Below are 23,349 nucleotides of genomic sequence, written 5' to 3'. Positions count from 1 at the left end.
AGATGAGAAAAGGTGGATCACTGTCCCGGGCGCAGTTCGAGCGCGTTTTCCATCGTCTGCTGACGGCGGCTTTGGCCAGACAGGATGTTCCCGACGACGGAACGACCCTCGCCGACGCGGGGTTGGACTCGTTTCGAACACTGGCACTGATGATGGACCTGGAGGAGGAATTCGACTTTCTGTGGCCGGCGGAGACGATGGCGAATGCCACTCGTTCCTTGTCCGTCACACGACTGCGTGAAGAGGTCTGGGATCTCCTCGAGCGTGGTGAGTCGTGAGCGGTCGCGAAGAACTCCGGCTCGGCGGAACGGTTGAGGCCGAAGGCGTGCTCGACCTGCCGTACACCGAGACCACGCCGATCGCCACCTGCCACTGGCAGCTGATCGCCAACGTGCTTGCCTTGCGGGGGCACCCGGGGTACTGGGAGAGGCTCGGTCTCGCCTGGGGAGTGCGGTGGCGCGGAGGGGCGGTGCTCTTCGGCTCCATGACGTGGAACGACCTCCTGGCCGAGGCTACCGGCATCGTCGTGGCCATCGAGACGTTCGCCGACGCGGCGGCCGCCAGGTCAAGAGAGCTCGGCCTGGCGGCAAGGGGCGTGCCGTTCCTCACGGAGGTCGACGCGTTTCACCTGCCTTCTCCTGCACCCGGTGGCGAGACCGGCTCGAAGCATGTCGTCCACGCCGTTCTGGTGGTCGAACGGGGGCCCGAGTGGGTCCGCGTCGTCGACGTGAACCTGGGCAGGCACGTGATCGCCCTACCCGCACCGAGCTACGAACGGATGCGAGCAGCCCCGTGTGAAGGGCGGGCCGAACCGTACAAGCTCTACGCCCTCATGCGCGGCCCCGATCGAGGGGGGTCGCCCGCCCAGTTGCTGACTCTGGTCCGTGCTCACCTACGGAGCACCCACGAACGTTCGCAAGAGGCGCTGAGGGCGTATACGGCATGGGCGCGGGAGACCGACGGCCGTATCGATGTGTGTCGGGTGGCCGGGGAGCGTTACCAGGCGAGTCGGTTCTTCGAGTACCTGCATGCTCATGGCGTCCGGGCGGCCGGCTCGATGGCTGAGTGCCTCACGGAGCTGACCGACGCCTGGTACTGGCTGCACATGCTCGCCGAGCACGAAGGCTCAGCGCGGTCCAGTCACCGCGGGCGGCTGATCGGGATGCTGCAGCATCTCGCCGAGAAGGAGTCGTCCGCTGCGAGGACGGTCCTCGGATGAGCGAGGGCTGCCCTGGGCCAGAGGCCGCGTCGGCCGATCTCGCGGGCCTCACGCAGCGCCCCGTCCATGTCCTCGGTGTGAACTCCGGGCCCCACGACGGGTCGGCAGCACTGCTTCGCGACGGGACCCTCGTCTCGATGGTCGAGCAGGAGAGGCTGAGTCGGAACCGCTACGCGCCTGGTGAGTCCCCCAGCGAGGCCGTCCACTCCTGTCTGGCGGACGCGGGCCTCCACCCGGACTCGCTCGACATGATCGCCGTGGGGTGGGACGTGCCGAGGCTGTCCGCGACGGAGGGGGCAGATTTCGACGAAGACCGCTTCAGGTCCTGGCTGTTGGGCCCGGCGAGCGCCGACCGGGCCCGGTCCGTGCCCGTCCGCTGCTTCGACCACCATCTCGCCCACGCGGCCAGCGCCTTTTACACCAGTGGCGTGCCGTCGGCCGCCATCATCGTGGCGGACGGCCGCGGGGAGTCGGCAGCAACGACGCTGGCGGTGGGCACTCCTGACGGCATCGAAGTGGTCAAGTCCTGGGGTACCCGGGACTCACTCGGCCATTTCTACGGCTGGGCAGCGGAGTGGGCCGGTCTCACGGTCTGGGGGGCGGGCAAGCTGATGGGACTGGCCGCCTACGGACGCCCCCGGCAGTCCGTACCCCTGGTCGTCGGGGCCGACGACTACGCCATCAGCGCCGCACCGCCCGCCGAAGCACCGGTACGGATGCACTACGCGCTGAGCAGGAGCCGCCTGCGGGCGCATTTCCGGACGGCCAACTTCCCCTTCCGTGAAGCCCAGGTCGCCGACGTCATGGCGTACTCCGACTTCGCGGCATCCGTCCAGGACGCACTGGAGGAGGCCCTCATCGCCCTGGCTCGCGCGGCACGACGCACCACCGGGGCGGACACGCTGGCGCTGGCCGGTGGAGTCGCGTTGAACTGCGCCGCGAATGGCCGGCTGAGCAGGTCCGGGCTGTTCGGCGACCTGTGGATACCCCCGGTGCCCCACGACGCCGGTGTCAGCCTGGGCGCCGCCCTCCTCGCGGACCGGGAACTGCGGGGTCCTCGGTGGCGGCCGCCCGAAAGGATGCGCCACGCCTTCTGGGCGCCGCGGTCCGACGCCCTCCGCCCCGAGGAGCGGACCGGACTGTCGAAGTGGAAGGTGGAGCAGTGCGCGCCAGAACGCCTGGCGCAGCAGACGGCGCAGCACCTCGCCGACGGGCTGGTGGTCGCCTTGTGGCAGGGCCGTGCGGAAATCGGACAACGGGCCCTGGGAGCACGCAGCATCCTGTGCGATCCGCGCCGCAGAGACGCCCTGACACGGGTGAACGAACTCAAGGGGCGGGAGAGCTGGCGCCCCTTGGCGCTCGCGGTCCCCGCGGAGCACTGGGGACAGTACTTCGAGGGGCAGGCTCCCGCGCCCTCCGCCTTCATGCTGGTCGCGGTACCCGTGCGCGAATCCATGCGGGTCGGTGTGCCGGCCGGTGTTCACGTCGACGGAACGACGCGGCCACAGGTGGTCCACGCGCAGCAGGAACTGTTCCACGCGATCCTGCGGGCCTTCCATGACCTGACCGGGGTGCCGTGCCTGGTGAACACCTCCTTCAATGTCGCGGGTCGCCCCATGGTCCTGTCTCGCGGCGACGCCCTCGAGACGTTTGGCCGCAGCGAACTGGACGTCCTCGTCATGGACGACCTGCTGATCCGTAAACCCGACAGAGCGGTACCGGTCCGAACCCGACAGCGGCGGCAACGTGCGCTCTCCTTCACCCCGTGGAACGACGTTCTGCGGCCGCAGACACACCTCGATCCGAGAGGGGAGAGCACGTCGTGACGCAGAGCGCAGCCGCGCCGGACGACGACGCGGTCATCCGGCATGTACTCCAGGAACACGCGCGTCTCGCAGTGCCGGTGGACGCACTCGCCGACTCCGACGACCTGTACGAGCGGGGGATGACGTCGCTTGCCAGCGTCACCGTGATGCTGGCGCTGGAGAACGCCTTCGACATCGAGTTCGCCGACCATCTGCTGCGCAAGAGCACGTTCGCCAGTGTCCGGGCCATGCGTGCCGCTGTGAACGAGATGCGCTCGGCAGGCGTTCTGTGACGGCGCCCTCCCGACCCGACGTCGTCGAGCGGGCGGCGTTCGTGGCGCGGACATGGGCGGGACCGGCCGCCGCCGACGTCGACCGTCACGCACGTCTGCCCTCCGAGGCCCTGGCAGGCCTGCGCGAGGCGCGCCTGCTGTCCGCCATGGTGCCGGTGGACCTGGGCGGTGAGGGCGCCGGAGTGGCGCAGATCGGCGGAGCTGTCGAGGCGCTGGCGCAGCAGTGCGCCTCCACCGCGCTGATCTACGCCATGCATCAGATCCAGGTCGCTTGCCTCGTTCGGCACGCACGCAGCGCAGCCCTGCGCCGCTTCCTCCAGGAGACGGCGGAGCGGCAGCTCCTGATCGCGTCCGCGACGTCGGAGACGGGAACGGGCGGAGACGCCTCGTCCAGCAGATGCGTGCTGGAACGCCGAGCCGAGGGCTTCCGGTTGGACAAGGGCGTCCCGGTGATCTCGTACGGCGCCGACGCCGATGCCGTCCTCGTCACGGCGGCCCGATCGTCGGACTCGCCCACGGACCAGGTCCTCGTTCTGTGCCGACGGCCCGAACTGCGGCAGACCGGTGTCTGGGACACTCTCGGCTTCCGAGGTACGTGCGGACCGCCGTACAGGTTGCGCGGTCATGGCCCCTTCGACCACGTCCTGGAGGACAGGTTCGGGGACATCCTGGCGCGGACCATGTTGCCGCTATCCCATGTGCTGTGGGCCTGCGTGTGGTTGGGCCTCGCCACACAGGCCCTCGACAAGGCCAGACGTTTCGTCCGGGAGAGCGCGCGACGCTCGTCCGGCGCCCTTCCGCCGGGTGGGTACCGTCTGGTCGAGGTAGCGCGACAACACCAGCGCCTGGCCGTTCTGGTCCGTTCCGAGGCACACCGTGTCGACGAGACTCTGGCGGAGGAACTGGCGGAACCTCGTTCCGTCGCGGCCTCGAACCAAGTGAAGATCTCGGCATCCGAGCTGGCGGTGGACGTCGTCCATGGCGCGTTGGTCGTCACCGGTATGGCCGGCTACGCGAACGACGGGCCCTATTCGATGGGACGCCTGCTGCGTGATGCGTACGGCGGTCTGGTGATGGTGAACAACGACCGCATAGCCGCCAACACCGCCCTGCTCATGCTGGCCGCCGGGGAGGCGTGATGGCGGACGACACGTCGTCTTCGGCCTTCCTCACGGACCTGGTGAGCAGCGGGCACCTGCTGCCGTTGGGCGCCGACGGGGTGTACGGCCACGGCTCCGCCTTCGAGGCGATCGTGGAAGGCGTCCAGCAGGCCATAACCGAGCGGGGCGCCGATCAGCGGGCGACCAGCGTGCGCCTGCCACCCGTCTACCCTGCTGCAGACTTCGCGAGAACGGGATATCCGGTCTCCTTTCCCCACCTCGGCGGCGCGGTGTTCACGTTCCGCGGGAGCGAGCAATGGTGCCGCTCGTCGTCGGCTGACGCCGCGGACGAGGCCGAGCAGGACGGGTGGACGGCGTCCTTGGGTCCCTCCGACCTGGTGCTCGTACCCGCCGCCTGCCAGCCGGTGTACGCCCTGCAGCGAGGCGCCCTGCCCGCGGGAGGACGGGTCCTCGACGTGCTCGCACAGTGTTTCCGGCGGGAACCGTCCTCCGATCCTTTCCGCATGCAGACATTCCGCCAGCGTGAGTACGTGTATCTGGGCGATGCCGCAGGGGCGCGTACCCATCTCGACACGTGGCGGGCGCGCGGTGTGGAACTGCTGCGGGAGATCGGTCTGGCCGCCTCGCCCTCGGCTGCCAGCGACCCCTTCTTCGGACGCGCGGGACGACTGCTCGCGGCCAACCAACGAGACGCGGGCGCCAAAACAGAGCTGGTCGTACCGGTCCCCGCCACCGGGACCGAGGGAAAGCCGACGTCGTGGGCGGTGGCTTCCTGCAATCACCACGGCGACCACTTCGGGGTCTCCTTCGGAATCAGCAGCGGTGGCGCCCCCGCGCACACCGCGTGCGTGGGCTTCGGGCTGGAGCGGCTGACACTGGCCCTGTTCGGCACGCACGGCATGGATCCCGTGCGATGGCCCGTATCCGTGCGGAAGGCGCTGTTTCTGTGAAACCGGTGATCTCCCTGCGCACTGAGACCTACGCCCGGCATTCCCTGCACAGTCCCGACCGCGTGTGGACGGAGACCAACTGCAGTCTCGACGTCTGGATCGAGGTCATCCACTCGCTGGGGCTGGACCCGACTCCGGCGGCGGTCTGTGCCCTGTCCGCGGACTTCATCGGCGATCAATGGCGTTTTCTGAAATTCCCGATCGAGGACCTCAGGCGGCTCTACGGCCTCCATGTGGAGGAGTTCAACGTCTGGCGCCCGCTGGGCAGACACGTCGAGGAGCATCTCGCCGCGGGCCGGCTCGTCGCCGTGGAGGCCGACGCGTTCTTCCTCCCGGACACGGCGGGCACCGCCTATCGACGCACGCACACGAAGTCCACGATCGTTCCCAACGCTGTGGACATTGCGGGACGGCGGCTGGCGTACTTTCACGGAACGGGCTACTGGGAGCTGTCCGGCGCCGATTGCGACGCCGTTCTGCAGGGCGGCGCCGTCGACTCCCGCTGGATGCTGCCGCCCTACGCCGAGGTTGTGACGTTGGATCGTCTGGTGCGCCGTGACGCCGACCTGACCACGTGCGCCCAGCATCTCGCACGGGAGCACATCGGCCGGCGGCCCGCCGACAACCCGGTGGTCCGGCTCGCCCGGCGCGTAGAGGCCGATGCCCAGTGGCTCGCCCGGCAGGGAATCGCCACCTTCCACCAGTACGCGTTCGGCAGTCTTCGGCAGTGCGGCGCCACTGCGGAGCTGGCCGCCTCGGCGCTCACCTGGCTGGCCGACCGTGGGGCCGGCCGACTGTCCCCGGCAGCGGCGGCGTTCGCCGCAGCAGCCGCCGCGGCCAAGAGCGCGCAGTTCAAGTTGGCGCGTGCAGGGCGACGCGGCACACGCGACGTCCACGGTGTGCTGGACGCGGTCGCCGAAGCATGGGCGGAGGGAACCGCGCACATGGCTGTCTGGTCCCGGCATCCGGCCGAGGAGCGCGCCGATGTCACCGGCTGATCCCTCGGCCCGGTTCGGCCCGGCCCCGGACCTCCTCGCACCTGCTCGATGGACTCTGCTCGGCACCGCACCAGGCGCGGTCGAGGGCCCGGACTCACTGCCCCGAGGGGCCGGGTGGATCCCTGCTCGGGTCCCGGGCACCGCGGCGGACGCCGTCCGCCGCGCCTACGGCGAACAGAGAGCCAGGGCGGAGGACTACGACGGCCAGGACTGGTGGTGGCGGTGCGTCGTCGATCTCGACTCGCGGCCGGCGCGTTGGTGGCTCGCCCTGCACGGCTTGGCGACCATCGCCGACGTGTGGGTCGCGGGACGGCATGTCGCACACAGCCGGAACATGTTCCGATCCGTGGGCGTGCGCCTCGATGGCCTGGCCGGGCCCACCGAGGTCGTCGTCCGGTGCGCCGCCACCACGCCCGTGGTGGCGGGCCGCCGCCATCCGCGACCGCGGTGGAAGTCCCCACTCGTCACCCACCAGGCATGGCGGCACCTGCGTACCTCGTTGCTCGGCCGCGCTCCGGGATGGCCGGGCGGGGTCGCGGTGGTGGGGCCCTGGCGGCCGCTGACTCTGGCTCCTCTGGATCGGCCTGTCGTGGTGAGACGAAGACTGAGGACTCGTCTGGAGGGGAGCACCGGAATCCTGGATGCGGACGTCTGGTTCGCCGTCCCCACGGCCGCCTCCCGTAGCCGTGTGCACGTGGAGGACGTCGTGGTGGACTGCGAAGCGGCCTCGCCCACGCACCACACGGTGAGCGTGAGCCTGCCCAAAGTGCGGCGGTGGTGGCCGCATTCGCACGGTGATCAGCCCCTCTATCCGGTCGAGGTCGAGACCGACGGTGTGCGCATCCTCCTGGGCAGGGTCGGCTTCCGTACCGTTGAAGCGCGGCAGGGCGACGGTGCGTTCGGACTGCGGGTGAACGACGTGCCGGTCTTCGTCGCGGGTACGTGTTGGATGCCCCCGGATCCCTTGTCGGTGCAGGCCTCGCCCGAGGCGGCCGCCGAGTGCGTCCTCCAGGCCCGGGAAGCGGGATTCAATCTGATCCGGCTGGTGGGCGGCACGCTCTACGAGGATGCCGCCTTCCACGACGCCTGCGACGAACTCGGCATGCTGGTCTGGCAGGACTGCATGCTGGCCACCCTGGACCCCCCGGACGACGACGGCTTCGCGGAAGAACTCGCGGCGGAGGTGTCGGAACTCGCGGAAAGACTGGGCGGCAGACCCAGCACCGCCGTCGTCAGCGGGGGGAACGAGACCGAGCAGCAGCCGATCCTTTTGGGGCTTCCGCGCGGCAGCTGGGACGTGCGCGCCGTCACCGAGATCATTCCGAACGTGCTCCGGGCCGGCCCGTTGGACGTTCCGTACGTCACCTCGACCCCCATGGGCGGAGGTTTCCCCCCACATCCCAGGGAAGGCATCGCCCACTACTTCGGCGTCGGCGCGTATCTGCGCCCGCTGTCCGACCTCCGTGTCGCGGGTGTCCGCTTCGCCGCCGAGTGCCTCGCGTTCAGCATCCCGCCCGAGGAGGAGAGCGTTCTGCGTGCTTTCGGCGGGGCGTACGTCGCCGGCCATCACCCCGAGTGGAAGGTCGCCGTTCCCCGGGACCGGACGGCTTCATGGGACTTCGAAGACGTCCGGGATCACTACGTCAGAACGTTGTTGGGCGTCGACCCCGCCCAGGTACGCCGCACGGATCCCGAGCGCTATCTCGATCTGGGACGGGCCGCTGTGTGCACCGCCATGACCGAGGTCCTGAGCCAGTGGCGGCGCCCCTCCGACCCCTGTTCCGGCGCCGTCGTGCTGGCGCTGCGCGATCTGCTCCCGGGGGCCGGCTGGGGGCTGGTCGACGCGTATGGCCGCCCCAAGGCCCCGTGGTACGCCTTGCGCCGTGTGCTGGCGCCCACCGCGATCCTGGTACACGACGAGGGCCTGAACGGAACGACCGTGACCGTGGTGAACGATGCTGCCACCCCGTTGGTCGGCAACCTCACGGTCAGGGCCTGGACCGCCCAGGGAACGCTGCTGGACGACCGTCACGCCGCGTTGTCCGTGGCCGCACGCGGTGCGACGGAGGTCGACCTGGACCGGTTTCTGGGCGTCTTCACCGATGTCAACCACGCCTACCGGTTCGGACCCCGGACCCGTGAAGTGCTGCACCTGGCTTTCACCGCCGCCGACGGCAGCCCGGTGACCGAACAAGTGGTCCTGCTGGACAGCCGAGCGCTGCCTGCCCGCCGAGGCGGACTGCGTGGCACGGTGCGGTACGCCGCAGGCAGCTGGCACATCGCTGTCACAGCCGACGAACTGGCCCAGTGGGTCGTCGTGTCCGCGCCCGGCTACCGTGCCGAGGACTCGTGGTTCCACATGGCCCCAGGGACGACGCGATCGCTGCGTCTCACCCCCGAGGAACCGAACGACACGGTGCCGCCCGCCGCCGTTGTCCGCGCACTCAACGTGCACCCCACGTCGGCCGGGTCGGCGGACGCGTACCGCGGCGCCTGACACGGGGCACGTCAGCCGCCCACGAGACCCGGCAGACCGCGCAGCAAGAGGCCGCCCGTCGCCCCACGGCTGAGGTACCGCTCCGCCGCGTGCGCATCACCACCGTTGTCCACTTCCGGCTCGTCACCGTTGCGGATCTGCGGCCACCACGCCCGTAACGGTCCGGCGCAGGCCACCGGATCGCGCAGGTCGCGCACTGCCGCCCACACCGGCACGTCGAGAGCATGTACAGCAATGCGGTCCCGCACCATGCGCAGGCCGAGCGGCGATCCCACCGTCACCAACGTCGATATTCCGTGCCCGGGGTTCTGCCGGAGGTACTCGTAGGCGACGACCGAGCCGAGTGAGTGCCCGACCAGTACACGGCAGTCGTCGGCCACGGCCTCACGTACACGAGCGTCGACGGACGCTTTCAGCTCCGTATCGGTGAGGTACCTGCGTACCTGTCGCAGCACCCCGATGTACAGCACGGCGGCCGCCGCCCCGAAGCGCCGGTCGAAGGCCCTGAGCAGCTGTTGCAGTGGGCGGGGAACGCGCGTGTAGCCCTTCTCCCCGCCGGCGGTCTCGGCCAGGCCGTCCTGCGGACCCGTCGCCTCGGACAACCAGGCGCTCACTTCGTCGAGCTCTCCCTCGGCCAGGTCGTCGAGGTCCGGCTGAACAGGCCCCCGCCCGGACTTGAGACGGTCGCCTCCATCGGGCAGGTAGAGGTCGCCGTAGAACGCAAGGTCCAGTTCCGGGCGTTCCATGCGCCGCCCGACGGCGCGCTCCAAACCGTCGGCCAGTGCGGGCTCCCAGGTGCTCAGGAGCTGATGCCGACCACGATGGTGCAGACCGATGCCGTGTACGCCTGTCAAAGCCGCCATGCCTGCCCTCTCTGCCGCAGAGTCTCCTCAGTGTGGCTGATCGCAGCCGTCTCGGGACCGTCGAACCCGAGGGGCGTCGGTCCAGCTGTCGATGAGAGCACCGAAGGAGGCAAGGGCACATGCGTCGCGGTTCCCGACGCCGCCACGGCTCGGGCGCCGGCCGCCATACCGCCCGAGCCGCTCTGTCCCGGGCTCGCCAGTCCAGCGGGGTGGACCGGCGCGGTGGTGGCGCCGCCCGGACCACGGGGCACCGGCGCACCGCCGTATGGCGACCGCAGAGCACCTGGCGGGCACGTTGACGGCACAGGTCCGGCGTGCGGATCAGCGCGTCGGCCTCGGAGCGTCACCGCGTCTGCGCACGGAGACCGGCGGATCAAGTCGCAGAGAGGCAGCGGCCTGATCAGCGCCGGTGAGCGGGGCAGGGTGCGACCGACTGCGAGGCGGAGGAGGGTCTGCATTCCCCCGCGTCTGCGTCATGATCCGCCGGACAGGCTCTGACGGGCCCCGGGCGGCGGCGCCGTGCTGTCCCGCAGCACCAGGCGCGTCGGCACGAGCGTCGTTCCGTGTTCCGAGCCGTCGGGGCGCATCTTGCGCAGTACGGCCTGGACGCAGAGGCGGCCCACCTCGGCGAAGTCCTGGTGCAGGGTGGTGAGCGGGGGGAGGAAGGAGCTCGCCTCGGGGATGTCGTCGAAGCCGATGACGCTGACGTCCTCCGGCACCCGGCGGCCTCGTTCGTGCAGGGCGCGCAGCAGGCCCAGGGCCATCTGGTCGTTGGCCGCGAAGACGGCCGTGCACTCATCGCGGGCGGCGAGGTCGAGGCCGGCCCGGTAGCCGGACTCGGCCGACCAGTCGCCGCGGACGAGGGGCGGTGCGGTGCGGCCGGCCTCGGTGAGGGCGGCCCGCCAGGCGTCCGCGCGGCGTTGCGCGGCGAACGAGCCCTCGGGACCGCCCAGGTGCCAGACGGTCCGGTGGCCGAGGTCGAGGAGATGCTGGACGGCGGTGCGGGTGCCGCCGGCCTGGTCGGTGTCGACGACGGTGTAGTGGTCGCCGGCGTCGGAGTCCACGACCACGACCTGGACGTGCGGCGGCAGTTTGACGGTCGCCGCGTCCAGCAGGTGCACCTCCATGATGACGATCACCGCGTCGACGGCCAGTTCCTCCAGCCGGGAGAACGCGCCGCGCACCTCGTCGCTGGTGGGCACGGCCACCGGCAGCAGCGTCACCGCGTACCCCTCGGCGGCCGCCGAGGTGGCGATCGCCTCCAGGGTGCGCACGTTGCCGGTGGTGGACAGCGTGAACGTGATGACGCCGATGGTGCGGAACTCCCCGCGCTTGAGGGCGCGCGCGGCGCTGTTGGGCCGGTAGCCGAGTTCCTTCATGGCCGCGAGCACCTGCTGCCGGGTCTCCTCGTTCACGCCCGCGTAACCGTTGGAGACCCGCGAGACGGTCTGCGAGGACACCCCCGCGAGCCGTGCGACGTCCGCCATCGAGGCCGTGGCCCGGGGGCGTCTCGGCACCCTCGCCGGTGTTCTTTCAGCCATGTCCACTCAGTGTCCCACCTCTCTGTCGGCGCAGGTGCCACGGTCTCTTCAGAGGACCCTTGACCATCGTTATCGGGGCAGTGTAGACATGCCGCCATCAGATGTTTACGTAAACATAACAGCTTGCCCAGCCTCTTGCGTGGCCGATGTTTACGCAAACATCATGATGGCGGTGGGGTGCTCGGAAATCTCCGCGCAACACCGCCGGTTCCAGGACTGGACGAGCGAGGAACGACATGACGACGCTGCAACCGCCGGTGGCCGCCGAGCCGCGGCCGGCACCTCCTCCGGCGAAACGGGACCGCCGCTCCTGGACGGGGTGGGGTTTCATAGGCCCCTTCGTGGCGGTGTTCGCGCTGGTCTTCCTGGCGCCGATCGGATACTCGATCTACCTGAGCCTCTTCCGGAACAAGCTGATCGGCGGCAATCAGTTCGTCGGCCTGGACAACTACACGCAGGCCCTGCAGGACGGCCAGTTCTGGTCGGCCGTGGGCCGGGTGGCGCTCTTCCTGGCGGTCCAGGTGCCGATCATGCTGGGCATCGCCCTGCTGGTGGCGCTGGCTCTGGACAGCGGCCGGCTCTACGGCAAGAGCTTCTTCCGCATCACGATCTTCCTGCCGTACGCCGTGCCCGCCGTGGTCGCCACCCTGATGTGGGGCTTCATGTACGGCACGAAGTACGGCCTGGTGGGCGACATCAACTCCGCGTTCGGCACGACACTGCCCAACCTGCTCTCCCCCGACTGGGTGCTCGCCTCCATCGGCAACATCGTGACCTGGGAGTTCGTCGGGTACAACATGCTGATCTTCTACTCGGCGCTGCGGGTCATCCCGACCTCGCTGTACGAGGCGGCGGAGATCGACGGCGCCGGTCAGTGGCGGATCATCAGCTCGATCAAGCTGCCCGCGATCCGGGGCGCGATCGTCATCGCGACGATCTTCTCGATCATCGGCAGCTTCCAGCTCTTCAACGAGCCGAGCATCCTGCGTCCGCTGGCGTTGAACGCCATCACCACGGACTACACGCCGAACTTCTACACGTACTCGCTGTCCTTCAACGGCCAGCAGCACAACTACTCCGCGACGGTCGCCATCATCATGGGCGTCATCACGATGATCGTCGCCTACGCCGTCCAGCTGCGCGGCATGCGCAAGGGAGCGTGACCCGATGAGCACCTCTGTCACCGCCTCCCCCGCGAAGAGCACCGCGCCCAAGCTGCGGACCCCCCGTAAGAAGCACACCCCGAGCAAGCCGAAGCGCAGTCGGCTGCTGACGGCGCTGATGGCCCTGATGGTCCTCTACACCGTGGTGCCGCTGATCTGGCTGGTCATCAACTCCACGAAGACCCAGGCGGGCCTTGGCGACTCCAACGGCCTGTGGTTCGCCCACGACTTCGCCCTGTGGGACAACATCCGGGACACCTTCACCTACCACGACGGCATCTTCGGCCGCTGGCTGCTGAACACCCTGCTGTACGTGGTGCTCGGTGCGGGCGGCGCGACGCTGCTGGCGGTGCTGGGCGGATACGCGCTGGCGAAGTTCCAGTTCCCCGGCAAGCGTGCGATCTTCGCCGTGGTGATCGGCGCGGTGGCCGTGCCGGGTACGGCGCTGGCGGTCCCGACCTTCCTGATGTTCAGCAAGATGGGACTGACCGACACCCCCTGGGCGGTGATCATCCCGTCGCTGGTCTCGCCGTTCGGCCTCTATCTGATGTGGGTGTTCGCCGCGGAAGCGATCCCGACCGAGCTGCTGGAGGCGGCCCGGATGGACGGCGCCAGCGAGGTGCGGACCTTCTTCCAGGTCGCGCTGCCGCTGCTGGCCCCGGGCATCGTGACCGTGCTGCTGTTCACCACGGTCGCCACCTGGAACAACTACTTCCTCCCGCTGATCATGCTGAAGGACCCGGACTGGTACCCGCTGACGCTGGGTCTGAGCGCCTGGAGCTCCCAGGCACAGACCATCGGCGGTGACGTGATCTTCAACCTGGTGATCACGGGCTCCCTGCTCACGATTCTTCCGCTGATCGCCGCCTTCCTGTTCCTCCAGAAGTACTGGCAGTCCGGCCTCGCCGCCGGAAGTGTCAAGGAGTGACGTACGGCGGCCCCGAGCCCCACATGTGAGCAACACCGGCACCACCCCCACCCTCACCTGTCCCACCCACCAAGAAGCGGAAGCCCCATGCGCAGAACAACGAGCCGCATCCTGCGCGGCATCGCCCTCGTCTCCACCCTCGCCCTGGGCGTCACCGCCTGCGGCAGCTCGGACGACGACTCCGACACGAAGGCCGTCTCGGCCGGCGACATCCAGGCAGCCCTGGACAAGGGCGGCAGCATCACGGTCTGGGCCTGGGAGCCCACCCTGAAGACCGTGGCCGCCGACTTCCAGAAGAAGTACCCCAAGGTCAAGGTCAACCTGGTCAGCGAGCGGTCCGGCGACAAGCACTACACCGCGCTGTCGAACGCGATATCCGCCGGCAAGGGCGTGCCCGACGTCGCGCAGGTCGAGTACTTCGCCCTGGGCCAGTACGCCCTCACCAAGGGCCTTGCGGACCTGGCCCCGTACGGCGCGGACAAGCTCGCGTCCAAGTACACCGCGGGTCCGTGGAACGCCGTGAGCGACGGCGACAAGGTCTACGGCCTGCCGATGGACTCCGGCCCGATGGCGATGTTCTACAACAAGACGGTCTTCGACAAGTACAAGATCGCCGTCCCGACCACCTGGGACGAGTACGTCGACGCGGCCAGCAAGCTGCACAAGGCCGACCCGAAGGCCTACATCGCCAACGACGCCGGTGACGCGGGCTTCACCACCAGCATGCTGTGGCAGGCCGGTTCCCGTCCGTACAAGGTCGACGGCACCAAGGTGAAGATCGACTTCACGGACGCGGGCGCCAAGAAGTACACCGACACCTGGCAGAAGCTCATCGACCAGAAGCTGCTCGCGCCCATCAACGGCTGGACCGACGACTGGTACAAGGGCCTCGGCGACGGCACCATCGCCACCCTCACCACCGGCGCCTGGATGCCCGCCAACTTCGTGACCGGCGTGGCGGACGCCAAGGGTGACTGGCGCGCGGCCCCCATGCCGGCCTGGACCAAGGGCGACAAGGCGAGCGCGGAGAACGGCGGCAGCTCGCTGGCGGTCCCGGCGCTGAGCAAGAACAAGGAACTCGCCTACGCCTTCACCGAGTACGCGAACTCCGGCGCCGGTGTCGCCACCCGGGTCAGCGAGGGCGCCTTCCCCGCCACCAAGGCGGAGCTGCAGTCGCCGTCGTTCCAGAGCAAGAAGTTCGACTACTTCGGCGGCCAGGAAGCCAACAAGATCTTCGCCGATTCCGCCGCGAACGTGGCGAGCGACTGGTCGTACCTCCCGTTCCAGCCGTACGCCAACTCGATCTTCAACGACACGGTCGGCAAGGCCTACGTCTCCGGCACCAAGCTGGCGGACGGTCTGAAGGCCTGGCAGGACGCCTCGATCAAGTACGGCGAGGAGCAGGGCTTCACGATCGAGAAGTAGTCGGGAAGCAGTCGACACGCAGTACGTCGGCACGCAGTAAGTCGGTACGCAGTAAAACGCCGGGCGGCGCGGCACCCGGGCCGCGCCGCCCCCGTGCACCACCTTCGGAAGGACCGCCATGATCTCCACCCTCCAGTCCCGCATGCTGCGCGGGTCGGACGGTGACCCCGCTCCGCGTCTGGCCTACGGCGCCGACTACAACCCCGAGCAGTGGCCCCGGGACGTGTGGGACGAGGACATCCGGCTGATGCAGGAGGCCGGCGTCAACGTCGTCTCCGTGGGGATCTTCTCCTGGGCCCGTATCCAGCCGGGCCCGGACACCTGGGACTTCGGCTGGCTCGACGAGGTCATGGACCTGCTGCACGCGGGCGGCATCGGCGTGGACCTGGCCACCGCCACGGCCTCCCCGCCGCCGTGGCTCACCACCGCCCACCCCGAGATCCTGCCGGTCACCGCGAACGGCGAGACGCTCTGGCCGGGCGCCCGCCAGCACTGGCGGCCCACGTCTCCCGTCTTCCGCGAGCACGCCCTGCGTCTGGTGCGGAAGATCGCCGACCGGTACAAGGACCATCCGGCCCTGGTCGCCTGGCATGTCTCCAACGAGCTGGGCTGCCACAACATCTACGACTACTCGGACGACGCGGCCCGCGCCTTCCGCGTCTGGCTGCGCGCCCGCTACGGAGCGCTCGACGCCCTCAACCACGCCTGGGGCACGGCGTTCTGGTCGCAGCGCTACAGCGACTGGGAGCAGATCCTGCCGCCGCGGCAGGCCGCCGCGCACCCGAACCCCACCCAGCAGCTGGACTTCAAGCGGTTCTCCTCGGACGTGCTGAAGGACCACCTGGTCGCCGAGCGCGAGATCCTGCGGGAGATCACGCCCGGGATCCCCGTCACCACCAACTTCATGGTGATGGGCGGCACCAAGGGCATGAACTACCCGGACTGGGCGGGCGAGATCGACTTCGTCTCCAACGACCACTACGTCCACCCCGGCCCGCAGGACCGCGACGAGCTGTCCTTCTCCGCGAACCTGGTCAGCGGCATCGCGAGCGGCCGGCCGTGGTTCCTGATGGAGCACTCCACCAGTGCCGTCAACTGGCAGCCCGTCAACGTGGCGAAGCGGCCCGGCGACCTGGCCCGTGACTCACTGCTGCACGTGGCGCACGGCGCGGACGCGGTGTGCTTCTTCCAGTGGCGGCAGTCGGCGGCCGGCGCCGAGAAGTACCACTCGGCGATGGTCCCGCACGCCGGCGAGGACAGCGACCTGTTCCGCGCCGTGGCCGACCTCGGCGCCCAGCTCAAGGCCCTTGCCCCGGTGGCGGGTTCGGAGCGCGAGGCGGCGGCCGTCGGCATCCTCTACGACTGGGAGTCGTGGTGGGCGAGCGAGCAGGACTCGCACCCCACCGCCCTGCTGGACTACCGGCAGGAGGCGCTCGACTGGTACTCGGCGCTGCTCGCCCTAGGCGTGCGCGCCGACCTCGTCACCACCCGCTCCGAGCTCTCCCGCCACCAGGTGCTCATCGCACCCGTCCTGCACGTCGTCCCCGCCGAGCTCGCCAAGGAGCTGACGCGCTACGCCGAGCAGGGCGGCCACCTCGTCACCACGTACTTCTCCGGGGTCGTCGACGAGAACGACCACATCTGGCTCGGCGGCTACCCGGGCGCGCTGCGCGACCTGCTCGGCATCCGCGTCGAGGAGTTCGGTCCGCTGCTCGCCGGGGAGAGCGTGGAGCTCGACGACGCCACCTCGGGCAGCCTGTGGACCGACCGGATCACGGTCGCCGACCCGGACACCGCCGTACTGGCCCGTTATGCCTCCGGTGTGCACACCGGGCGCGCGGCGATCACCCGCCGCACGACAGGCGCGGGTTCGGCGTCGTACGTGTCCACCCGCCTCGGCGTCGACGGGCTGCGCTCGCTGCTGCCCAGGCTGCTGGAGCCGGCCGGGGTGAGCAGCGAACTCCCCGCCCACCTCCGGGGGCAGGTCGAGCTGACCGTGCGCCGGGGGGCCGAGGAACGGTTCCTGTTCCTGGTCAACCGCACCGACGAGACGGTCCCGGTGACCGGCGTCGAGGGCGAGGTCCTCGTCGGCGAGCGCACGGACGGCGCCCTGGTCCTCGGGCCCCGCGCGGTCGCCGTACTGCGCCAGGCCGCCCTGTAGAGAACCCACGACTCCCCGGCACGACCTGACCCGTGCCGGGGGCCATCCCCTCCTGCCCGCACGGGCAGGAGGGGCCCACCACAGCGACCGCACCGCAGTTGGGAGCACAGATGGCACGCCGTACCCGCAGCAGACGGTCCCTCGGGGCCGCCGCACTCACCGCGCTGGCCACCGGGGCCGCGCTGCTCAGCGTCCCCGTACAGGCGCACGCCGAGGCCGCCGTCACCGTGACGCCGGACCCGTCGTACCACCAGCAGAAGTTCGAGGGCTGGGGCACCAGCCTGGTCTGGTTCGCCAACGCCACCGGCGACTACCCGCCGGCGATCCGCGAGAAGCTCGCGGGGCTGCTCTTCGGCGACGACGGCCTGGCGCTGAACATCGCCCGCTACAACATCGGCGGCGGCAACGCCCCGGACGTGAAGGACTACCTGCGGCCCGGCGGCGCGGTCCAGGGCTGGTGGAAGGCGCCCGCGGGCACCACCCGTGAGGACACCGGCTGGTGGAGCGCGGACGACCCGGCCGACTGGAACGACAACGCCGACGCCACCCAGCGCTGGTGGGTGGATCGCATCAAGAACGACATCGACCACTGGGAGACGTTCAGCAACTCCCCGCCGTGGTTCATGACCAACAGCGGCTATGTCTCCGGCGGGTTCAACGCCAACACCGACCAGTTGAAGACCGACTCGGTCGACGACTTCGCCGCCTATCTGGCGGGTGCGACGAAGCGGCTGGAGAAGGCCGAGGGCATCAAGGTCGACACGATCGACCCGTTCAACGAGCCCAACACCGGTTACTGGGGCACCCGGCTCGACGCGAACGGCCAGCCCGTCGGCGGCCGTCAGGAGGGCGCGCACATCGGCCCCGAGCTCCAGCAGAAGGTGCTCGCCGCGCTGCCGCCCGCGCTGAAGAAGGCCAAGGTCAAGACCGAGATCGCGGCGATGGACGAGACCAACCCGTCCATCTTCGCGACGAACTGGAACTCCTACTCGCAAGCCTCCAAGGACGCCGTCGGCCAGATGAACGTCCACACCTACGGCACCGGGCAGCGCACCACCGTGCGCGACCTCGCCAAGGCCGCCGACAAACCGCTGTGGATGAGCGAGGTCGAGGGCGACTGGGGCGACGGGCAGAGCTTCACGGACATGCGGCCGGGCCTCGGCCTCGCCCAGCAGATGGTGAACGACCTGCGTGAACTGGAGCCCACCGCCTGGGTGTTCTGGCAGCCGGTCGAGGACTACGACAACATGAAGCCGGGCGGCGAGTCCGCCAAGGGCGGCAACTGGGGCGAGGTTCAGCTGCCGTTCAGCTGCACCAAGACGGACACCCTGCAGTCGTGCCCGATCTACACCAACACCAAGTTCGACACGGCCCGTAACTTCACGCACTTCATCAAGCCCGGCGACAAGCTGATCAAGGTGGACGACGCCTCCAGCGCCGCCGCCGTGACCAAGGACGGCAAGGGCGCCTCGCTCGTCCACGTCAACTCCACCACCGCGGCCCGCACGGTCACCATCGACCTGTCCAAGTTCCGCACGATCAAGGGCAACGCGACCGTGACGCCGACCGTGACCAGCGCCGACGGCAAGCTCAAGCAGCAGGCCCCGGTCAAGGTCGTCGACGGCAAGGCGACGTACACCGTTCCCGCCCAGTCCGTGACCTCCTTCGCCGTCAAGGGCGTCTCGGGCGTCGCGAAGAACGCGGGCCTGTTCAGCAAGGGCCACTCCTACACGCTGACCGGCGTGCAGAGCGGGAAGGCGGTGACCGTCGCCGCGAACGGCACGAACCTGGTCATCGGCTCGGCCAACGGCACCACCGCGCAGCAGTGGCAGCTGGACGCCCGCTACGGCAAGACCGGCGCCCGCCAGCACTACGTCTTCGCGAACCCGGCCGAGGGCAAGCGGCTCGCCGTCCGCGACAACGTGCCGGTGGTGGAGCCGGACACCGGCGAGCGGGACCCGGCCACCGAGTGGATCATGTCGACCACCGGTGACAGCACCTGGACCCTGGTCAACGTGGCCACCGGGCGACTCCTCGAAGTCGGCGGTCAGGCGACCAACGAGGGCGCCGCCGTCACCACGTGGCAGGCCAACTCCGGTTCCAACCAGCGCTGGAGGGTCACGGACGTGACGCCGTAGCGCCCGCTAGTCCGCTGTCTCCGCCCGCATCGCGATCGTCGTGATGCGGGCGGAGTGCTGTGCGGAGACAGGGACGGGGACGGAGGCAGGGGGCGTTGCCGGAATGCGTTCCAGGACTCCGCCCGCGAAGACGTCGTACAGCGGGAGCGTCTCGAGGTGGACGTAGCCGATGTGGCAGTCGCAGACGGCGAGCGGGCAGGGGCGCGGGCGCAGGGCGGCCCGGTACGAGCCGTCGTAGAGATTGCCGAGTTCGGCGCGGACGAAGTGGCAGCGGCGGACGGCGCCGTCGCCGTCGACCGAGATCACGGACTCGCCGGTGCGGCAGGGCAGTCCGGCGCTGCGGTGCGGGTGACGGCTGTACGGGAAGAGCGGGTCGAGGGCCGTCCAGTCGTCGGCCTCGGCGTCCTCGTAGGTGTGGCCCTCGGCGGCGTTGATCCACAGGTAGACGTGCTCGGGCAGGGCCGCGCGCAGACGGCGGGCCGCTTCGAGGTGCTCGGGCAGGCCGACGACGCCGACGCTGAAGCGGATGCCCCGGTCGGTCAGATCACGGCACTTGGCGAGGAAGCGGTCGTAGGGGGTCTGGCCCGGGTGGTAGGTGCACCACAGGGCCAGGGTCGGGGTCGGCCTCGGCGAGCCAGTCGGTGCGGCAGCTGAGGTTGGTCTGGACGGCGACCCGGCGGATGTGCGGGAGGCGGGAGAGCTCGGCGAGGGTGCGCCGGTACCAGGAGCGGACCAGGCCCTCGCCCCACGGGGTGAACAGGAGCGACAGCCGGTCGTCGGTCCGGGCGGCCGCCCATGCGGCGAACCGTTCCAGGGCCGCGCGGTCGGCGCGCAGCTGCGCTGTGCTGTCGCGTCGCTTGGCGAACGGGCAGTAGGGACAGTCGTAGTCGCAGGAGGCGAGCGGGCCGCGGTAGAGGAGGGTCAGGTCCATGGCGGCCGCCTCACTTCCGCTCGTAGGCGGCCATGGCGGCGCGGACGGCCGGGGAGAACAGCTCGGGGCCGATGGCGTCGGAGTGGGCGAGGCCCTCGGGGGTGAGTCGCAGCGTGGCGGGGTCGCTGTCGGTCAGCCAGCCCCGGTCGGCGAAGCCGGCGAGTTCGGCGCCGAAGTCGTCGGCGGGGATGCTGCCGAAGCGGATGCGGTAGTCCTCGACGGTGAGGCCGTCGGCCTGCAGGAGCGACTGAAGGAGGTGGCGGCGGCGTGCCTCGTGGCGGTCCATGCGATGGCCGACCTCGGCGCGGGTGAAGTCGGCCGTGGCCACGTAGTCGTCGATGATGCCGCGGATCTGGTGCATGTCGACGGCGTAGTCGAAGGAGTAGTGCAGTGCGGCCGTGTAGGAGCGGGCGCCGCAGCCGAGGCCGATCATGCCGTCGGTCTGGCAGGCGTAGTCGTCGGCGCCCTGGGGCGGGGCGTCGGTGCGGCGGAACATGCGCATGGACTGCTGGGTGTAGCCGTGCGCGAGGAGGTGGTCGCGGCCCGCGCGGTACAGGCGCAGCCGCTGCTCGTCCCAGGCCGGATCGGGGCCCGTGCCGCGTCTGTCGAGGCCGGTGAGGGGGCGCACGTAGAGCGGGTAGAGGTAGAGCTCCTCGGGCCGCCAGGCCAGGGCCGTGTCCAGGGAGTGCAGCCAGGTCTGCTCGGTCTGGCCGTCGATGCCGTAGATCAGGTCGATGTTGAGGACCGGGATGCGGGCGTCGCGGACGCGGGCGAGGGCCGCTTCGACGTCGGCGCGGCGCTGCGGGCGTACGGCGGCGCGGGCCTCGGAGTCGACGAAGCTCTGCACGCCGAGGCTCAGCCGGGTGGCGCCCCGGTCGGCCAGGACGGCGAGGCGGTCGGCGGTGGCCGTCGCGGGCGACGCCTCGACCGACAGGGGGACCGCGCGGAGGTCGGCGCCCATGCGGTGCTCGGCGATGTCGCAGAGGCGGTCCAGTTCGGCAGCGGTGAGGAAGGTGGGGGTGCCGCCGCCGAAGGCCGCCGTGGCGAACCGGACGTCGTCCGTGTCCCCCAGGCCTTCCCGCACGGCGGTCGCCTGCCGTTCCAGGGCGTCCAGATAGGCGCCGGTCAGGCCGTCGGGGGCGCCGATGCGGGTGAAGAGATTGCAGAAGCCGCAGCGGACCTCGCAGAACGGTATGTGCAGGTACAGGGAGAGGGCGTCCTTGGGCTCGGCCGCCCAGAGGTCCCGCAGCAGCGGACGGTCCTTGAGCTTCCGGTAGGCGGTCTTGTGGGGATAGGCGTAGACGTAGTGCTGATAGGGGCTGGTCAGCTGGGCGGTGGTCATCGGGCGGCCTCGGCGGGGTGGTCCAGGAAGAAGTGGGCGTACGGCACGGTCCACACGGACTCGTGGCCGAGGCGGTGGCCGGTGTAGCCGTCGTCGCCGTAGGCGGTGCCGTGGTCGGAGCAGACGATCGCGAAGCAGCGGCGGCGGCTGCTCGCGGCGGCGAACAGCCGGCCGATGTGCCGGTCCACGTACTCCAGCGCGGCGGCGTGCGTCTCGCGGCTGTCGCCGGCCTCACGGGTCGCGCCGGGCAGATGGAACCAGTTCGGCTGGTGCAGGGCGGACACGTTGACGAAGAGGAACAGCCGCTGTTCGTCCGGGAGTCGGCGCACGACCTGCTCGGCGCGGGCGATCTGGTTCTCGAAGGAGTGGGGCGAGGTCACGCCGAACTCCGTCGCCCAGTGGGACTCGTGGAAGAGGCCGGGCAGCACCGAGCCCAGCGGGCCCTGCTGGTTGAAGAAGCCCACTCCCCCGATGCACACGGTGTGGTAGCCGTCCTGGGCCAGGCCGGAGACGAGGTCGGGCGTGTCGTAGACGTAGGTGCCGTCGGCGGTGGTCTCGCTGCCGGCGAAGCTCGCCGCGAACAGCCGCGGATGCGGTCCGGGAGCGGCCGGGGTGGGCAGGAAGCCGGCGAAGATCGCGTGGTGGGAGGCGTAGGTGAAGCTGCCCGGGGCGTGCCGCTTCTCCCATCGGCCGCCGGGGAGGTGGCGGGCCAGGTTCGGGATGCGGCCGGCCGCCGCCAGCTCGGCGGCCACGTCGTGGCGCAGGGTGTCGAGCGTGACGAGGAGGAGGTCGTGGCTGCCCACGATCTCGTTCATGTCCGGCTCAGGCATGGAGTGTTCCTGTTCTGGGTCGAGCTGCGGTGCTGAGCGCGGTCGCGCAGGACCGCGGCGACCTGGGCGGCGTAGGTGTCGAGGCCCTCGGCGCCGCTGCCGGGCAGGCCGGTGAGGCGGGGCAGCAGGTCGCCGAAGGCGTTGACCTCGCCGACCGCCGCTCTGCGCCAGCCGACGGCCGGCAGCAGGTCGACGCCGACGCACAGGGTGCGCGGAAAGCAGGCTGCGGCCTGCTCGCACACGCCCAGCAGGTCGGCCCAGCGGGCGCCCGCCGCCTCGACGGCCTCCCGGGCGGTGGCCAGGTCGCCGCGTCGGCCGCCGAGGTGGAGGTTGGTCAGGGGCGAGCGGCTGGTGCGGACCACCGCGTGGGTGGCGCGGCCGGCCACCACGACGACCCTGAGGTCGGCGGCCCGGCCGTCCTGGGAGGCCTTCGGCAGCCAGCGCTCCAGGTGCAGTCCGTCCGGGGCGAGCGCGTCGACGACGGCCGCGATGTCCTGCTCGCGTTCGTAGCGGCGCACCTTGAGAGAGTTGAACAGGCGGCCGTCGGCGGTGAGTTCGACGGAGGTGGTGGCTCTGATGCGGCCGCCGCCGCCCGACTCGACGGCGAGGACGCCCGACGCGGACGATCCGTGCGCGGGTTTCACGAAGAGCCGCGGCATCCGGTGCTCCCGCATCAGTGCCCGTACGTCGTCCCAGCCGCGCACCGCCGTGCCCTGCGGGCCCGAGGTGGGCGAGGCGGGCACGGGGACGCCCGCCGCGTCGAGGACGGCGTGGCAGAGCCGTTTGTCGAAGAGCACGGCGAGGTCGTCCGGGTCGTCGAGCCGGACGCCGCCGCGCAGGCCGCGCACCGCACGGACGAAGCCGGCGTACCAGCGGGCCGAGCCCTCGACCCGGGTGGGGTCGTGGGCGCCGCGCAACAGACGGTCCACCTCGGTGTTCTCGCCCGGTGAGTCGATCCGGACGAGCTCGTCGTCGGCGAAGTCGGCTCCCGGGTCGTGCAGTACGTCCGTCCAGGGGACGATGCGCGGGGCGGGCAGACCGGCCGCGCGCACCGCGTCCTCGAAGAGGGCGACCCGACGGTTCTCGGGGTTGCCGACCACCGCGAAGCGCGGCCCCGCGTCAGGCGTCGACGGCGGCATGAGGT

General features: G+C 70.3%; 18 protein-coding genes and 1 pseudogene. 13 read left to right on the top strand and 6 right to left on the bottom strand.

The window, feature by feature from the left end:
• Nucleotides 1–2 precede the first annotated feature (2 nt).
• The 8 genes from ACIBAF_RS32345 to ACIBAF_RS32310 are packed head-to-tail and all read left to right on the top strand — an operon-like array spanning nucleotide 3 to nucleotide 8,883.
• Nucleotides 3–278, top strand: a complete 276-nt coding sequence (locus tag ACIBAF_RS32345; protein WP_399467729.1) for a phosphopantetheine-binding protein — start codon at nucleotides 3–5, stop codon at nucleotides 276–278.
• A complete protein-coding gene (locus tag ACIBAF_RS32340) occupies nucleotides 275–1,219 on the top strand; it encodes a hypothetical protein (RefSeq protein ID WP_399467728.1) in 945 nt (314 codons plus the stop codon). The genes ACIBAF_RS32345 and ACIBAF_RS32340 overlap by 4 nt, the downstream gene beginning before the upstream one ends.
• Nucleotides 1,216–3,045, top strand: coding sequence for a carbamoyltransferase (locus ACIBAF_RS32335; RefSeq protein ID WP_399467727.1), 1,830 nt, complete (start codon nucleotides 1,216–1,218; stop codon nucleotides 3,043–3,045). The genes ACIBAF_RS32340 and ACIBAF_RS32335 overlap by 4 nt, the downstream gene beginning before the upstream one ends.
• On the top strand, nucleotides 3,042–3,317 hold the full coding sequence (locus ACIBAF_RS32330) for an acyl carrier protein (RefSeq protein WP_399467726.1): 276 nt from the start codon (nucleotides 3,042–3,044) through the stop codon (nucleotides 3,315–3,317). Before ACIBAF_RS32335 ends, ACIBAF_RS32330 begins: the two co-directional genes overlap by 4 nt.
• A complete protein-coding gene (locus tag ACIBAF_RS32325; RefSeq protein WP_399467725.1) occupies nucleotides 3,314–4,456 on the top strand; it encodes an acyl-CoA dehydrogenase family protein in 1,143 nt (380 codons plus the stop codon). The genes ACIBAF_RS32330 and ACIBAF_RS32325 overlap by 4 nt, the downstream gene beginning before the upstream one ends.
• The gene (locus ACIBAF_RS32320; protein ID WP_399467724.1) at nucleotides 4,456–5,388 is read left to right on the top strand and encodes a hypothetical protein; all 933 of its coding nucleotides are present in this window, start codon (nucleotides 4,456–4,458) and stop codon (nucleotides 5,386–5,388) included. Before ACIBAF_RS32325 ends, ACIBAF_RS32320 begins: the two co-directional genes overlap by 1 nt.
• A complete protein-coding gene (locus tag ACIBAF_RS32315; RefSeq protein ID WP_399467723.1) occupies nucleotides 5,352–6,386 on the top strand; it encodes a DUF1839 family protein in 1,035 nt (344 codons plus the stop codon). Before ACIBAF_RS32320 ends, ACIBAF_RS32315 begins: the two co-directional genes overlap by 37 nt.
• On the top strand, nucleotides 6,373–8,883 hold the full coding sequence (locus tag ACIBAF_RS32310) for a glycosyl hydrolase 2 galactose-binding domain-containing protein (protein WP_399467722.1): 2,511 nt from the start codon (nucleotides 6,373–6,375) through the stop codon (nucleotides 8,881–8,883). Before ACIBAF_RS32315 ends, ACIBAF_RS32310 begins: the two co-directional genes overlap by 14 nt.
• 11 nt (nucleotides 8,884–8,894) lie before the next feature.
• Here ACIBAF_RS32310 and ACIBAF_RS32305 read toward each other — a convergent pair whose 3' ends face one another.
• Nucleotides 8,895–9,746: a hypothetical protein gene (locus ACIBAF_RS32305; protein ID WP_399467721.1), complete on the bottom strand. Its 852-nt coding sequence runs from the start codon at nucleotides 9,744–9,746 to the stop codon at nucleotides 8,895–8,897.
• Between the two features lie 473 nt (nucleotides 9,747–10,219).
• Nucleotides 10,220–11,233: a LacI family DNA-binding transcriptional regulator gene (locus ACIBAF_RS32300; protein WP_399467756.1), complete on the bottom strand. Its 1,014-nt coding sequence runs from the start codon at nucleotides 11,231–11,233 to the stop codon at nucleotides 10,220–10,222.
• Between the two features lie 290 nt (nucleotides 11,234–11,523).
• On the opposite strand from ACIBAF_RS32300, the gene ACIBAF_RS32295 reads away from it, so the two are divergent.
• The 5 genes from ACIBAF_RS32295 (at nucleotide 11,524) to ACIBAF_RS32275 (ending at nucleotide 19,102) form a co-directional block, all read left to right on the top strand.
• The gene (locus ACIBAF_RS32295; protein WP_399467720.1) at nucleotides 11,524–12,450 is read left to right on the top strand and encodes a carbohydrate ABC transporter permease; all 927 of its coding nucleotides are present in this window, start codon (nucleotides 11,524–11,526) and stop codon (nucleotides 12,448–12,450) included.
• A gap of 4 nt (nucleotides 12,451–12,454) precedes the next feature.
• Nucleotides 12,455–13,378, top strand: coding sequence for a carbohydrate ABC transporter permease (locus ACIBAF_RS32290; protein WP_334574413.1), 924 nt, complete (start codon nucleotides 12,455–12,457; stop codon nucleotides 13,376–13,378).
• Nucleotides 13,379–13,465: 87 nt separating this feature from the next.
• The gene (locus ACIBAF_RS32285; RefSeq protein WP_399467719.1) at nucleotides 13,466–14,803 is read left to right on the top strand and encodes an ABC transporter substrate-binding protein; all 1,338 of its coding nucleotides are present in this window, start codon (nucleotides 13,466–13,468) and stop codon (nucleotides 14,801–14,803) included.
• A gap of 118 nt (nucleotides 14,804–14,921) precedes the next feature.
• Nucleotides 14,922–16,964: a beta-galactosidase gene (locus tag ACIBAF_RS32280; protein ID WP_399467718.1), complete on the top strand. Its 2,043-nt coding sequence runs from the start codon at nucleotides 14,922–14,924 to the stop codon at nucleotides 16,962–16,964.
• Nucleotides 16,965–17,074: 110 nt separating this feature from the next.
• Nucleotides 17,075–19,102, top strand: a complete 2,028-nt coding sequence (locus ACIBAF_RS32275) for an RICIN domain-containing protein (RefSeq protein ID WP_399467717.1) — start codon at nucleotides 17,075–17,077, stop codon at nucleotides 19,100–19,102.
• A 6-nt stretch (nucleotides 19,103–19,108) separates the two neighbouring features.
• Here the strand turns inward: ACIBAF_RS32275 and ACIBAF_RS32270 are convergent.
• From ACIBAF_RS32270 to ACIBAF_RS32255, 4 genes and pseudogenes are all read right to left on the bottom strand, one after another.
• A pseudogene (locus tag ACIBAF_RS32270) lies at nucleotides 19,109–20,033 on the bottom strand (STM4011 family radical SAM protein).
• A gap of 10 nt (nucleotides 20,034–20,043) precedes the next feature.
• Nucleotides 20,044–21,375, bottom strand: a complete 1,332-nt coding sequence (locus ACIBAF_RS32265; protein WP_399467715.1) for an STM4012 family radical SAM protein — start codon at nucleotides 21,373–21,375, stop codon at nucleotides 20,044–20,046.
• The gene (locus ACIBAF_RS32260; RefSeq protein ID WP_399467755.1) at nucleotides 21,372–22,190 is read right to left on the bottom strand and encodes an STM4013/SEN3800 family hydrolase; all 819 of its coding nucleotides are present in this window, start codon (nucleotides 22,188–22,190) and stop codon (nucleotides 21,372–21,374) included. Before ACIBAF_RS32260 ends, ACIBAF_RS32265 begins: the two co-directional genes overlap by 4 nt.
• Nucleotides 22,187–23,344 carry an STM4014 family protein gene (locus ACIBAF_RS32255; protein ID WP_399467714.1) on the bottom strand — a complete coding sequence of 386 codons (1,158 nt, stop codon included), beginning with the start codon at nucleotides 23,342–23,344 and terminating at the stop codon, nucleotides 22,187–22,189. Before ACIBAF_RS32255 ends, ACIBAF_RS32260 begins: the two co-directional genes overlap by 4 nt.
• Nucleotides 23,345–23,349 lie beyond the last annotated feature (5 nt).

Origin of the sequence: Streptomyces sp. NPDC051677 (assembly GCF_044453465.1) — a bacterium.
In the GTDB taxonomy this organism is placed as follows: Bacteria; Actinomycetota; Actinomycetes; order Streptomycetales; family Streptomycetaceae; genus Streptomyces.
Note: the sequence above shows the minus strand (reverse complement) of the source record. Positions and strands in the feature narration are given on the sequence as shown.

Bases quoted from the DNA above. Each gene is read 5' to 3' on its own strand.
- ACIBAF_RS32345 (WP_399467729.1), top strand. From the start codon at position 3: ATGAGAAAAGGTGGATCACTGTCCCGGGCGCAGTTCGAGCGCGTTTTC.
- ACIBAF_RS32335 (WP_399467727.1), top strand. From the start codon at position 1,216: ATGAGCGAGGGCTGCCCTGGGCCAGAGGCCGCGTCGGCCGATCTCGCG.
- ACIBAF_RS32320 (WP_399467724.1), top strand. From the start codon at position 4,456: ATGGCGGACGACACGTCGTCTTCGGCCTTCCTCACGGACCTGGTGAGC.
- ACIBAF_RS32315 (WP_399467723.1), top strand. From the start codon at position 5,352: ATGGCCCGTATCCGTGCGGAAGGCGCTGTTTCTGTGAAACCGGTGATC.
- ACIBAF_RS32310 (WP_399467722.1), top strand. From the start codon at position 6,373: ATGTCACCGGCTGATCCCTCGGCCCGGTTCGGCCCGGCCCCGGACCTC.
- ACIBAF_RS32305 (WP_399467721.1), bottom strand. From the start codon at position 9,746: ATGGCGGCTTTGACAGGCGTACACGGCATCGGTCTGCACCATCGTGGT.
- ACIBAF_RS32300 (WP_399467756.1), bottom strand. From the start codon at position 11,233: ATGGCGGACGTCGCACGGCTCGCGGGGGTGTCCTCGCAGACCGTCTCG.
- ACIBAF_RS32295 (WP_399467720.1), top strand. From the start codon at position 11,524: ATGACGACGCTGCAACCGCCGGTGGCCGCCGAGCCGCGGCCGGCACCT.
- ACIBAF_RS32290 (WP_334574413.1), top strand. From the start codon at position 12,455: ATGAGCACCTCTGTCACCGCCTCCCCCGCGAAGAGCACCGCGCCCAAG.
- ACIBAF_RS32285 (WP_399467719.1), top strand. From the start codon at position 13,466: ATGCGCAGAACAACGAGCCGCATCCTGCGCGGCATCGCCCTCGTCTCC.
- ACIBAF_RS32280 (WP_399467718.1), top strand. From the start codon at position 14,922: ATGATCTCCACCCTCCAGTCCCGCATGCTGCGCGGGTCGGACGGTGAC.
- ACIBAF_RS32275 (WP_399467717.1), top strand. From the start codon at position 17,075: ATGGCACGCCGTACCCGCAGCAGACGGTCCCTCGGGGCCGCCGCACTC.
- ACIBAF_RS32265 (WP_399467715.1), bottom strand. From the start codon at position 21,375: ATGACCACCGCCCAGCTGACCAGCCCCTATCAGCACTACGTCTACGCC.
- ACIBAF_RS32260 (WP_399467755.1), bottom strand. From the start codon at position 22,190: ATGAACGAGATCGTGGGCAGCCACGACCTCCTCCTCGTCACGCTCGAC.
- ACIBAF_RS32255 (WP_399467714.1), bottom strand. From the start codon at position 23,344: ATGCCGCCGTCGACGCCTGACGCGGGGCCGCGCTTCGCGGTGGTCGGC.